This window comes from Geomonas subterranea (assembly GCF_019063845.1).
Lineage (GTDB): Bacteria > Desulfobacterota > Desulfuromonadia > Geobacterales > Geobacteraceae > Geomonas > Geomonas subterranea.
In genome coordinates, this window is the sequence record NZ_CP077683.1 from 2,100,005 (window position 1) to 2,112,435 (window position 12,431).

The 12,431-nt window shown below is 55.5% G+C and carries 13 protein-coding genes; 1 reads left to right on the forward strand and 12 read right to left on the reverse strand.

What is annotated here, in order from left to right; all coding sequences use genetic code 11:
• Positions 1 to 45 precede the first annotated feature (45 nt).
• From KP001_RS09110 to KP001_RS09120, 3 genes are all read right to left on the reverse strand, one after another.
• The gene (locus KP001_RS09110) at positions 46 to 1,134 is read right to left on the reverse strand and encodes an MSMEG_0568 family radical SAM protein (RefSeq protein ID WP_217289205.1); all 1,089 of its coding nucleotides are present in this window, start codon (positions 1,132 to 1,134) and stop codon (positions 46 to 48) included.
• 100 nt (positions 1,135 to 1,234) lie between these two features.
• Positions 1,235 to 2,107 (reverse strand): amidohydrolase family protein, encoded by an 873-nt coding sequence (locus KP001_RS09115; RefSeq protein WP_217289206.1) that lies wholly within the window; start codon positions 2,105 to 2,107, stop codon positions 1,235 to 1,237.
• Between the two features lie 63 nt (positions 2,108 to 2,170).
• Positions 2,171 to 2,656 carry an MSMEG_0572/Sll0783 family nitrogen starvation response protein gene (locus KP001_RS09120; protein ID WP_217289207.1) on the reverse strand — a complete coding sequence of 162 codons (486 nt, stop codon included), beginning with the start codon at positions 2,654 to 2,656 and terminating at the stop codon, positions 2,171 to 2,173.
• A 272-nt stretch (positions 2,657 to 2,928) separates the two neighbouring features.
• Between KP001_RS09120 and KP001_RS09125 the strand changes: the two genes are divergently transcribed.
• Positions 2,929 to 4,566, forward strand: coding sequence for a sigma-54-dependent Fis family transcriptional regulator (locus KP001_RS09125; RefSeq protein WP_217289208.1), 1,638 nt, complete (start codon positions 2,929 to 2,931; stop codon positions 4,564 to 4,566).
• A 194-nt stretch (positions 4,567 to 4,760) separates the two neighbouring features.
• Here the strand turns inward: KP001_RS09125 and KP001_RS09130 are convergent, their stop codons facing one another.
• From KP001_RS09130 to KP001_RS09170, 9 genes are all read right to left on the reverse strand, one after another.
• Positions 4,761 to 5,945: an acetylornithine transaminase gene (locus tag KP001_RS09130; RefSeq protein WP_217289209.1), complete on the reverse strand. Its 1,185-nt coding sequence runs from the start codon at positions 5,943 to 5,945 to the stop codon at positions 4,761 to 4,763.
• A 48-nt stretch (positions 5,946 to 5,993) separates the two neighbouring features.
• Positions 5,994 to 6,680 (reverse strand): LrgB family protein, encoded by a 687-nt coding sequence (locus tag KP001_RS09135; RefSeq protein WP_217289210.1) that lies wholly within the window; start codon positions 6,678 to 6,680, stop codon positions 5,994 to 5,996.
• A complete protein-coding gene (locus KP001_RS09140; protein WP_217289211.1) occupies positions 6,668 to 7,039 on the reverse strand; it encodes a CidA/LrgA family protein in 372 nt (123 codons plus the stop codon). The genes KP001_RS09135 and KP001_RS09140 overlap by 13 nt, the downstream gene beginning before the upstream one ends.
• 35 nt (positions 7,040 to 7,074) lie before the next feature.
• Positions 7,075 to 7,380: a nitrous oxide-stimulated promoter family protein gene (locus KP001_RS09145; RefSeq protein WP_217289212.1), complete on the reverse strand. Its 306-nt coding sequence runs from the start codon at positions 7,378 to 7,380 to the stop codon at positions 7,075 to 7,077.
• Between the two features lie 44 nt (positions 7,381 to 7,424).
• Positions 7,425 to 8,369, reverse strand: coding sequence for a ferredoxin-like domain-containing protein (locus KP001_RS09150; protein ID WP_217289213.1), 945 nt, complete (start codon positions 8,367 to 8,369; stop codon positions 7,425 to 7,427).
• Between the two features lie 59 nt (positions 8,370 to 8,428).
• Positions 8,429 to 9,109, reverse strand: coding sequence for a class I SAM-dependent methyltransferase (locus KP001_RS09155; RefSeq protein WP_217289214.1), 681 nt, complete (start codon positions 9,107 to 9,109; stop codon positions 8,429 to 8,431).
• A complete protein-coding gene (locus KP001_RS09160; protein ID WP_217289215.1) occupies positions 9,103 to 10,239 on the reverse strand; it encodes a radical SAM protein in 1,137 nt (378 codons plus the stop codon). The genes KP001_RS09155 and KP001_RS09160 overlap by 7 nt, the downstream gene beginning before the upstream one ends.
• Positions 10,240 to 10,364: 125 nt before the next feature.
• Positions 10,365 to 11,699 carry a B12-binding domain-containing radical SAM protein gene (locus KP001_RS09165; protein WP_217289216.1) on the reverse strand — a complete coding sequence of 445 codons (1,335 nt, stop codon included), beginning with the start codon at positions 11,697 to 11,699 and terminating at the stop codon, positions 10,365 to 10,367.
• 226 nt (positions 11,700 to 11,925) lie between these two features.
• Positions 11,926 to 12,393: a hypothetical protein gene (locus KP001_RS09170; protein ID WP_217289217.1), complete on the reverse strand. Its 468-nt coding sequence runs from the start codon at positions 12,391 to 12,393 to the stop codon at positions 11,926 to 11,928.
• Positions 12,394 to 12,431 lie beyond the last annotated feature (38 nt).

Here is a 12,431-nt window from a genome sequence, read left to right on the forward strand (position 1 = left end):
CGGCTGCGGCAGGATCTGTTGTGCGAGTATTTCCCATATTGCCCCCTACTCGATCATCTGAAGGATGGAGCATGCCTTGCACTTGGCGCATCCGGCTGCGCATCCGTCGGCGCTCATATCCTTTTCTTTAAGCATCTGGGCCACTGCGAGGTACATGCGCTGTAGGTACTCCGCGTCGGGGGGCTTCACCTTGGCCATGTAGGTGTTGTCCACCGGTCGCAAGGGGACCAGGAAAGGGTAGACCCCTATCTCCACGGCCTTTCGGCACTGTTCGAGGGTGAGCGCCTCATCCTCGCCAAGCCCGAGGATCACATAGGTGCTCACGCGGTTGCGGCCGAAGACGGCCACGGCGTCCTCGAAGGCCTTGAAGTAAGCCGCTTCGCTGATGGTGGACTTCCCCGGCGTACAGCGTCTGCGCACGACGGGGTCGAAACTCTCGATATGAATCCCCACGTCATCGACGCCGAGGGACTTCAGGTAGTCGTAGATCGCCGGGTCCTCCGGCGGCTCAAACTGGATCTGGACAGGCAGCCCCGAGGCCTCTTTGACCGCAGCCGCACATTGTCCGAGATACCTGACGCCGTCGCTCACCGGTTCGGTGGTACCCGATGTAAGTGTCACGTGGGTCACGCCGTCCAGGTCCCGCGCGGCAACCGCGGCCTCCGCCAGTTGCTGCGGTGTTTTGGTGTGAATCGTACCCCCTGCCTCCAGAGAAGTGCCGATGCTGCAGAAGCGGCAACGCATCCGGGTATCGTTGTAGCGGACGCATTCTTGGATGACGGTCGAGGCTAGGCAGTCGCTGCCGTGCAGCCGCGCAATCTTGCGAAAGGGGATTCCGTCGCTACTGGAACGCTCGTAGAAGCGGGGCTGCGCCACCTCCTGCGCAGTCTCGATTACTTGGCCATCTTTCTTAATGACGAATCCATCGCCGCACGCTTCGAAAGTGAACCGTGATTCCCGTACGGCGCTGTTGAGCGTCGGCACCATCAGTGCGTGATCACCGAATTTGAAGGTCTTCGCACCACTTGGGCCGGCTCCTCCCTTGCGCCCCATCTCCTCACACGTTCCAACGGCACCAAAGCTCTGTAGCTCGATCAGGTCCCGCAATCTTTCTGCCATCGCCTCGTTTTTCATGTTCTCCATCCTGAGCCTGTCCGCCCTCGCCTGGTAATCATCCCGTCCATGCGACCAGTTGCCGCCGCATGGACGGGACCCGTATATGCCCTGCCAGGTGTTACCTCACCCCGTACAGGTTTTCTGCGTTCTGCCAGAAGATGTTGTTCTTCAGCTCCTCCGAGATCTCGGCGCCCTCGATCTTGTAGAACTCGCTCCAGAAATCGCTCCAGGGCTCGTCAGAGCTGAACATGACGCGGTCGTGGCCGAGCCCCTGCTTCTCGATCTCGTCCAGCAGGTAACGTACGCCGAAGCCTACCGCCCACGAGGTGTCGGTGTAGACTTGGTACCCTTCGCGAATGAGGTTGAAGAATTCGGGCACGAACTTTATATGCCCCGAAACTCCGCCGCCGGCGTGAACGGCGTGAACCTTCACACGCTTTCCGAATGCGCGAATGAACTTGATGCAGTTGCTTATGTCCGATCCGCCGCCCGGGCTCGTGTGCAGGTGCAGCACGTGGTCGTGCTTCTCGGCGGTCTCGATGACCTTAGCCCACATCCCGGCTGTCTCCTCGTCCCACTCCTCCGGGTTCCAAGTGCCACCAAGAAGACAGGTCGCCTTCAGCACCTTGACGCCCGGCTCGCCGGCCAGGGTCATCGCGTTCAGGGTCGCCTCCTTCATCTTGGCCATCGGCGAGAACCAGACCCCACCTAGGATGCGCTTGTCTTCCTTAGCACAGGCGTCCAGCACGACCGAGTTGAGGCCGAAGGGCTGGCTCGGGTCAGGAATGCCGTAGTTCGACATGACGATGGCGCGGTCGACGCCGATGAGGTCCATCTGCCTGACCTTGGACTCGCGGTCCGGGTCTTGGAACACGGTGGGGTCGAGCGGAGCAGGCGCACCGTAGTAGGGGTACGGCTTCATTTCACCTATGTGGTTGTGGACGTCGAAAACCTTCCTTCCGGTCTTCAACCCTTTTTTCCAGCGGTCCATAACATCCTCCTTTTGATGGAAGTTGGCGCGGCGCCGACGGCTGCCGGAGCCGCGCGACAGGATCTACACGGTCCAGGTCTGGATAATCAACGCACCGGACCTCTGGTGCTCGATGAGGCAGTCCAGGACGTCCAGCTGGTGAATGATCTCGACACCCTCGATCATGTCTTCTTCCCTGTGCCCATAGAGTGCAGCCATAGCGAAGCGGCAAGCCAGAACGCGCCCACCTTCCTTAAGGATGGTCTTGATCTGGTTGTTGATTGCCTGGTTCCCCGGGAAGGCGTCATCGCCAACATTCGGGTAGCCGCGGGTCTCCGCTGCCATCAAGACGCCCGGTCCGTACAGGAGCAGCGTGACTTTGTACCCCTTGCGTACCAAGCGGGTACAGGTCAGCAGGTTGATCAGCCCGACCGACCCCTCGAACGGTACGGTGTGCATGGTGATGAGGGCTTTGTCTCCCTCACGCGCTTTGTAGTCCTCGTACATCTTGGGGTTGTCATTGACGATTGCGTCCCCCGGCTGCGGCCTCTGAATCTTCACTCTTGCCATGTTGCTTCCTCCTTGGGATATGTTGCCCGGCTCGCGCCGAACCCGTAGTTCTTTGTCGTGTCCCGCCCGGGCATCCGCAGGCTTCGCCGCAGCGGGTTTTTGTCTGCAACAGATTTCTAATTGGCAACAGATGTGCCAATCGCGGACAAAAACGGAAGCTGCCGTATACACGAAGGTTTTCACTTTCCCCCGTCGGTTGTCACCGCAACGTATTTCCGTTGACAACTTTTTCCCGTTGCAGCAGCAACTGAATTCCGTTTATACTGCCAGCCATGAAATCTTTTGACGCGATGTACGGTATAGACGAGGCGATTAACTCACTCCTGCTCGAAATGGCGCAGCAGCGCTCAATGGACCGGCTGTTCCAGTTGGTGACCACAAGACTTGCCGAGTTCCCCACGGTCGCCTTGGCCAGGATCTGGCTCATCAAGCCCGGCGACGTTTGCCAAACCTGCAACATGATGGCTGAGTGTTACGATCAGGAAACCTGTCTGCACCTCGTCGCCAGCGCCGGGAGATCGATCTGCGACTTGGAGGCAGACTGGACACGCCTCGACGGCGAACACAGAAGGTTCCCCATGGGCGCACGCAAGGTGGGGCACATCGCGTCGACAGGGAAACCGGTCGTGGTCGAAAACATGGAGCAGGACACCAAGTGGATCGCCTATCGCGACTGGGCCCGGAAGGAAGAGATTCTTGGTTTTGCTGGGCAGCCCTTGGTCTTTAGGGGCGAGGTACTCGGTGTCTTGGCGATCTTCACCCACGTCACCTTGAACCACTCCATCCTCTATAACCTCAGGTTGATTGCGGACCACACTGCATCGGCGCTGGCAAACGCCCTCGCCTTTGATGAAATCGAGCAGCTACGGAAAAAATTGGAGCTGGAAAACACCTACCTAAGGGATGAACTGCTTGAGGTCGCATCGCTGGGAGGGATCGTCGGTAAGAGTGCGGTGCTGCAAAAAGTCCTGAACCAGGTTGAGCTGGTTGCGCCCACCAATGCGAGCGTGCTGGTCCTAGGTGAATCCGGGACTGGGAAGGAACTAGTGGCAAGGGAGATCCACCACAGGAGCCTCCGTCACAACAAGACGATGATCAAGGTGAACTGTGCATCCTTCCCAAGGGAACTTTTCGCAAGCGAATTCTTTGGGCACGCTAAGGGCTCTTTCACCGGTGCCATGACCGCGCGGGAGGGGAGGTTCAGCGCTGCGGACGGCAGCACCCTTTTCCTGGATGAGGTGGGCGAGATTCCGCTTGAGCTGCAGAGCAAGTTGCTTCGTGTTCTTCAGGAGGGGGAATACGAACGGGTGGGAGAAAACCTGACCAGGAAGGTCGACGTGCGCATCATCGCCGCCACCAATAGGGATCTGAAGCACGAAGTGAAGGCCGGGCGCTTTAGGGAGGATCTTTATTTCCGCCTCAACGTGTTCCCGATCGAGGTGCCCCCCTTGAGGGCGCGCAGAGAGGACATAGGACTTCTCGCCGATCACTTCCTGCAACTGTCCACGCGCAAAATGAATCGCACAGACCTGAAGCTGACAGTGGGACAAATCGCCGAATTGCAACAGTACGACTGGCCGGGGAACGTGCGTGAATTACACAACCTTATTGAGCGCGCCGTCATTGCCACGCGGTCCGGGACGCTGAAGCTTGAGCTTCCTAAAAATGCAGAAGGTGTGCAGGAAGCAATTGGTAAAGCTGCGGGTCCGGCAGACACCAAGCAAGGCGTACTGACCGAAGCGGAAATGGTAAAGCTGCAGCGGGCAAACACCCTTGCCGCGCTACAGCAGTGCGATTGGAAGATCTATGGCGAGGGAGGTGCTGCCGAAATCCTGGGGATCAAGCCGACCACGCTTACCACGAGGATGAAGACAATGGGCTTGAGCAGACCCCTAAATATCACTAGATGATGTTTCAGCTCCTTTCGAGACTTGTTTGCAACTTCCAGTCGTCCACACGGAAACAACCGGATGAAGAGGTAGCCAGCAGGATAAACCCAAACCAATTGCCGGTAGAAAACCTTAACTGGCGGCTCGGAGTTTGATTGCCGTAGTGAAAGGAGTGGTATCCTTCACGGGGAACGATATCTTCAATCGCTGCATCCTCATCGTGAAAAAGTCTCTACGGATAAAACCCCATCAAGGATTCCGATCATTTCGTCTATATCCTTTTTAGAGACATTCAGGGCCGGCATGAAGCGCAGCAGGGTTGGCCGTGGCGCGTTCAGCAGCAGCCCCCAATCCCTTGCCCTCTCCACTACTGCCTCAGCAATTTCGTATTTCAGGTCAAGCGCCAACAACAACCCCCTCCCCTGAACTGTCCCCAATCCATGCCTTCGAGCCAGTTCTTCCAACCGGAGAGCAAGATAGTCTCCGTGTTCGCGAACTCGCTCCAGAAACTGAGGCTCAATAAGCGCATCCAACACAGCACAACCAACTGCAGCCATAAGAGGATTACCGTTGTAGGTCCCGCCCTGGTCACCAGGATCGAAACAGCTGACTTCCTCTTTCGCCAAGACCGCGGCAAGGGGGACACCTGCACCTATTCCTTTGCCGAGCGTCATGATATCCGGTTCCACTCCGGACTGCTCATAGGCGAAAAGCTTTCCTGTGCGCCCCATGCCGGTCTGAACCTCGTCGAGGATGAGAAGTACCCCCCTCTCTCTGGTCAACTTACGTAACTCTTTCAGGAAGCATTCTGAGGCAGGGATCACTCCCGCCTCCCCAAAAATGGGCTCCAACATAACCGCAGCAGTCTTCTCGGTTACAACAGCATCTACCGCGTCAATGTCGTTGAGAGGAACCTTGAGGAAACCCGGCACTTTTGGCTCGAAAAGTTCCTTCCACTGGGGCTTGCCAGAGGCGGACATGGTGGCCAACGTCCTCCCGTGGAAGCTGTTCTCCATGGTGACTATCTCGTAGGCACCACCGCGGTATTTGCAGCCCCATTTGCGCGCCAGCTTAATAGCGCCTTCGTTAGCCTCGGCTCCGCTATTCGTAAAAAACACCCTGTCAAAGCAGCTATTCTTCGAGAGTTTGGTCGCGAGATCGAGGGCTGGTCCATTGTAGAAGGCGGGGCTTGGATTGATCAGGCTATTGGCTTGACGAGTTAACGCATCGACTACAATTTCGGGCGAATGCCCAAACGTGTTAACGGCCCACCCTTGGATGAAATCCAGATACTCCTTCCCGTGCTGATCTACAAGCCTTGCCCCTTTCCCATGTGTCATTATGATCGGAGGCCGTTTGGCAATGGCCATCAACGAATCGAACTGATCCTGTTCTGTCATACTCTGTCCTATTGCAAAGAATGGATTTAAGCGACGCCGTTTCAAGTATCAGGGGGCGATCGCCACTACTAACGGCACGAGAGCCGCAGTGATAATTCCGGCAAGCGTCATTGCCAATCCAGCCATCGCGCCCTGTTGTTCACCTTCAACAAATGCCATTGCCGTGCCTTGCCCGTGTGCTGCTGTGCCCAGTGCAAGACCTCTCGCAATTGGGCTGCTGATCCCGAAAAAAGTCAGCAAACTACCGCCGAAAACCGACCCAAGAGTCCCAGTCGCAATAACAAACGCCGAAGCTAACGCAGGAACACCTCCATTAATCCCAGCTATTTCGACTGCAAAAGGGATCGTAACGCCTTTGGGTAGGATAGAAATCACTACCTCTCGTGGCAATTTCCCAAGGGATGCAGTTAATCCTGCAATTGAAATCGACACCATCGAACCAATACCTACACAAGCCACTATAGTAAAAAAATACTGTTGTAGAATCTTGCGCTGCCTGAATAGAGGGACCGCAAGGCCTACCGTCGCCGGCCCCAGCAGGTATGTCATAAAATTTTTTGCAGGGATATAAGCCTTATAAGGAACTTTCGTGATGAGCAGTATGGTAATAACTAAGCTGGCGCTCAAAAGTACAACATTTATAAATGGATGCTTATATTTCAGATACAATTTTCGAAAAAACAAATAAGGACAAGTGGTCAGAATGATGCCACACACAATATTTAATTCTGGCATTTCACCTTTCCTTTTTCGATGAACTGGGTGGTGTAGCCAACCGACAGCAATGTCAATGCCGTGCTGACAATGATTGCCGCAACCAGTGCCAATCCATAGAGGTAAAAAGTGGTTCCCCAGTTCATTAAATCAACAGCTATCGGGATAAAGAAAAACATCAAGTGCTTAATCAGAAAATCTGCAGCGGTTTGTACATCGTCCAACTTGAGAACACCGAGAGACAGTAGTGCAAAAAGCAGACACACACCCACTACATTTCCTGGGACAGGAATATGCAGTGAGGATGCTAATAAGTTGCCGATCCAGTATATGACACACAGAATCACTACCTGCCTTGCGAAAACCCATGACTTTGCCATCCATTCCCCTTTCGGTCGCCAATCACAAAATGGCGCTAGCCGTGCTTGAAGAAGTGCCAGAGCAGGTCAACCCTCCCCCTCAGCAGCAAGCGACGTCCGGAGTACGCCATAACCTCTCGGATCTTGGCCCTCTGGATGTTTCCGTAGCAGTGGATTTTGCAATCATTGCAGGTAGGTTTGGGATCAAGCGGGCACTTCTTGCGCCGCGATTCGGAATAGGCAAGCAACTCCCGACACTCCTGGCACAGTGCCCCCTTTGGAGATTGGTGCTTGCCTCTGCAGTAGGTCTCGATGAAAAGCACCAAGGTCCGAAGGTCATCATCAATATTGGCTTTACTCATTCATCACACTCGATGCATTCGAATTTGGGGACATGCTTACCAAGCTAAGGCGTTGTCGTGTCTGCATATTGGGTTGCAACAGTTTGGGGAGCGATCGTCGTGCCTAGGGTGTACTCAGGAAACTTTCCGCTAAGATGAGCCAAAAGGGACTCTGCCCCCTCACGGACGATGATGTCACCGAGCCTGATCCGACCGAGACCTTCAGCTTTCTCTATGTACCAGTCCAGCACCTCTTTGATGAACCCGATCACCTGTTCCTCGGGGAGGAATGTTGCATACAGGGTTCCGATGAGCGGGTGGCGTCCCCATTTCCCACCTATCCTTACCGAGTATCCTCGCTTGGCCACTTTCCAGGCTCCGGTCGGGCAGGACTTGACACAGTCCCCGCAATTGACGCATTTGCTCGGGCAGTAGACGACACAGCCTCCGTCCATTGAAATGGCCCCTTCACGGCATGCCTTGGCGCACACTCCACAACCGACACACTCGTCGGGAGTCAAGGCTGGCGAAAGTGCACCCTGGAATCCGACGTCGTTCAACGCTGACTTTGGACAATCGATGGGACAACCGGCAAAACACACCTTGAATTTGTGATGGGTGGTCTCGGTCCCAAACAACTTCTCGTCAACCTCAAGAGCCGCTTTCTGGGTGTCGACCAAGCCATTGGGGTTGTACTCGCAACCGCCGCAGGCGGTCGGCACCCTGACCCTGGCGCCTACCGACGCAACCTTCTGCTGTTCTTCTCCCAATTCAGCGACCACCTTGTCAAAGTCAGCATGGTTTATGTTGACCAGTTCAATGGACTGGCGCACCGATAAATGCACGTGGCCTTTGCCGTACTTCTGTGCAACCTCTGCGATCCTCATCAGGCGGTCGACCGACAAGCGCCCCCCTGGTACGCGCATCCTCACGGTGAAAAGATCCTTTCCCCGCTCCTTTATGAAGCCGTCCGACTTAAGCTTTTCAATGTCGACCTTGTTCAGCGTCACGTGTAATTCTCCTTAGAGTATTCTGCCCCGGCTGGGGGCAATATCTCGTTTTATTATGTTTAGTTGCGACGCCTGCATAGAACAATCCAAAACCAGTTCCCACAAGTGTCGCGTTCAGAGGTATAACTGGTGTGTTCCAGTTCCCGCTCTTCCATTGCTTCAATTTCGAAATGCTCCGAAAACCTCCATAGTATCTCTTCGCGTGTGAAGAAGTGATAAACCAGCCCGTCCAGTCCTTCTGATCCCATGACAAAGGTATCTTGCTCAATTTCGCGCCCCTGGGCCCTGGCTTTTGGGTACAGTGCATTCGATGTCGACCGCACGGAACAGAACAATGCTCCGCCGGGCCTGAGCACTCGGTTTATCTCGCGAAGCATGACGTCTATCTGATTGGTCTGCCCAAGGTGGATCATTCGCCAGGCAAGAGCGAGATCAAATGAATCCGAAGCCACTTCCATGCGCGTTGCATCACCCGCAATCACATGGGCACCGGGATAGGCGGTCACCTGCTCCAGCGATGTGGCTACGGCATTGGCGGATATGTCGAGTCCGAGGACGGAAAAACCGTGTTCAGCAAACAAGGCGACGTGGCGTCCCAAGCCGCAGCCGACATCAATTACCCTTTTCACCCCCATGCCCTTGAATCGGTCAATTGATTTGACCACAATCTCGTCCGGTGATTCGAGGCCGTACCGCCTGCTCGTTATCACCTGGTCCCAGGCCTCTGCCTGTGTCAACATGGTGCGTCCACCAATTGGGCCAAAGCTTCTACGCTGGCAGCGCAACAGTTACATTTGGCGCATCCGCCTTTCCCTTGGGAGGGATCTAAGCCGTATCTCTTCAATATTTTCCCGACTTCGGTATAGATGGCACTCATAGTCTCACTCTTAGGAGGAAGGGCATCCTCCATTTGCGACCCGATGATCGGTCTGAAAGCCGTGACAAAGGGGACAACACCGCGCTTGGCGATCTCTTCAGCCCCCTTTATCGTCGATTGGTGAGGTTCTAGGCCGCCGATTAGCCAGGACGAGACGTTCGGGGCCCCGAAAACCTTCCCTGAGTATTCAAGAATGTCGAGGTATTCACTCTGTGTCGTTTTACCTTTGCCGGGGATGATGGCACGGCGCAGTTCCTCATCCCATATCTCGATGTTGAAACTGATCGAATCGAGTCCCGCCTCCTTGAACCTATCGATCCAACCATAGTCCGACATCGGTGCGATTTGCGCTGCCAGAGGGATGCCGCTCACCTCGCGTACCGCCTTTATCACCTCGAGGTACATGGCGGCCCCTTTATCGCTCCCGGCAAGGGTCCCTGCGTTGATGTTCAACTCATGATAACGGCCCGGCTCAGCGTCCTCGATGCTGGCTACTATCCGCGCCAGCTTCTCGGGATCTTTTCTGGCACCCTCCCGGTCATGAGTGAGGCCGCAGAAAGCGCAACCTTCTTCATCATGCTTGAACACGCAGAAGTTCGTCAGCGAGGTTGCCAGAATGTTGTTCCCGTGAATCTGGACGTAAGAGCCAAAGCTGGTCCCGTCCTCCAGGCAGCTGCTGTACCAGGCAGGATCGGGAACTAGGTTCATCTCGCAGATGAATTCGCCGTCCCTAAGCAATGCGCCCGCGAGATGGTCGTAGTAGTAAGGAGAACGCGCCACGAATTTTTCGTACACGGCAATGTTGATCACGATGTTTATTGCACCGTATTTGATGACGAAGTTGTGCCCCTCGGACAGGGAGGCCCTCTTGAAGCGATAGCGAGGCATGACCCGTTTCTTCACCTTTTCATCCATCCTGATACCGTTACAAAGCAGGTCCAGCTTCAAGGTAACGATGTCCAACTTTGCGGTGGGCTTGTCTATGCTGTTCATGCTGTTTCCCCTTCTGCTCGTGGTGGTGTTGTGCGAGGTCCGCAGTGTCCAGAATCGGGTCAGGGCCTGCATTTGAGCGGCGACTTCTGCTTGATGAAGAAGATCGCTGCGGAGCAAGCGGGCTCTCAGGTATGACAGAAGTAGTTCTGAATCTTCGCGAACCGCTCCTTGAGTTGCCAGTGCGGCATATCCGCGTAACTCAGTTCGGTATCGATGAAATGGGTTTGAGTCCAGTCCGGTTTTGCTGGGATCCGCCCGGAGACCAGCAGGTCGCGGTACAGTTGCGACCCGGGGAGCGGCGTAAAGATGGACCAGGACGCTTTGTCCAGGTCGAGGCGCCGCGCCAGATCGAAGGTCATATCTATATCGACGACCGTTTCGCCCGGAACCCCTACCATGAAGAAGCCGGACACCCGGACATGACGCTTGGCCGCTGCCACCGACTTCTCAATTGTCTCAAGACTGGTGTCCTTTCTCAGGGTCTTCAAGGTGCGCGACGATCCCGATTCGATTCCAAGGTCGATCTGCACCAATCCAGCCCTCGCCATCTCGGCCACCTCACGCTCGTCAACCAGGTCGACTCGGGTGTTGATTTGCCACCTCATGTCCAGCCCGGTCCGCCGGATTTCATCGCAGAACTCAGCTACCCATTTCTTGCGCAAATTGAAGATGCTGTCCTTAAACCAGATCCCTTCGATGCCGAATTCGCGCTGCAGATAACGCATTTCCTCGACCACCGTCCGCGGATCACGAATTCTGTATTTCTCCCCCATTGTCTGCTGGACGGCGCAAAAGGAGCACTGGTAAGGGCAGCCGCGGGATACGATCATCGAGATGCTGTCCAGGGAGCGGAGAATCTTGTTGTACTCGATATAGCTGTGGGCGGGAAACGAGTGATAGTCGGGCATGGGTAAGGCATTTAGGTCCGGAACCGTCGGGGCCATCCCCTGCTGCACGATCCTCCCCGCGTTCTTGTACCATAGCCCCGCTATCCCCTCCGGCGCCCCCCTTTCCGCCAACTGCGACAAGGGGTACTCGCCTTCACCGCGGATCACATAATCGACGTCTGGTTCCCGCAAGGTATCCACGGGCATGACGGTCGGGTGCGGCCCACCAAAGGCGACCTTCACGTTGGGGCGCAACGCTTTCACCTCTGCAGCAAGGGCCAAAGCCGCAGGAAGCGTGGTGGTCATGACCGTAATCCCAACCAGATCAGGCTCGTTTTCGCGCAACCGCACGCTCAGCGCCCCCCCCTCCGCCCCTTCTGCCTGGAGATCGAACAGGGAAACCTTCACGCCCTTGGCGCGGAGAAAGGAAACAAGGGAGGCAAGCCCCAAAGGCGGCTCAAAGGGCCAGACGTACATGTTCCCTTTGGCGATGAGTTCCTTGCGACTTTCGAAACGTTCCCTCGCCGTCTCGCCGCTTCCGAAGTACGCCGGGTTTATCAGCAAAATGTTCACTATGAGCCCCTGAATGCTAAAATCGTCTTTCTGCCATTTTGGGGGCAGCCGGCTTACCACAACCGCCTGCCCCCTACGGATTAGCAAGTGCCACGCCAACGCTATTAGTGCAGACAACACTCTGAATTTCCACAACAAACTGCCCACGGAGGGCGTCCGGCCAGCAACGGTATTTCGTTACCAACAGTTTTACGTTGCCGGAATAACGTTATCCCGTGAGGAGTAACTACTTGACCGTGTACCAGAACTTTATGCTTTGCACTTCGCGCCCCTTGAGTTGGAACTTGGTCATGACCCCGTACTTCCCCTTTTTCGAAAGGTCCAAATCGCTGCAAAAGCGGTTGTTCATCGCCACCAGATCCTTTACCTGCGCGACTTTGTCCGGGCCCTGAACCTTGACTTTGACTTCACCTTCAGTGAAAGGTTTGCCGGTTTTGGCATCAAGGAAGTCGACCTTGAGGTGGTGGGTCTCCTTCATGTCCTTGGGCATCTCGATCCCGGCTGCCTGCATGTGCTCTTTCATGCTGACAAACTTGAAGGTAACCCTCAGGTTTCCGATGGTCTCTTGATAATCGAGGGCTCCCTTTCCCACCTGTGTCGTGATGGGTGCCGGGACCGTCTTTGCCAGGGCCGTCATGGGGATGGAAAGACCAAGGACTGCCGCCGCGACCATCAGGGGCTGCATTTTTTTCATGTTTATCTCCTTTATTTGTGGTGCTGCCCCGTTTGGGG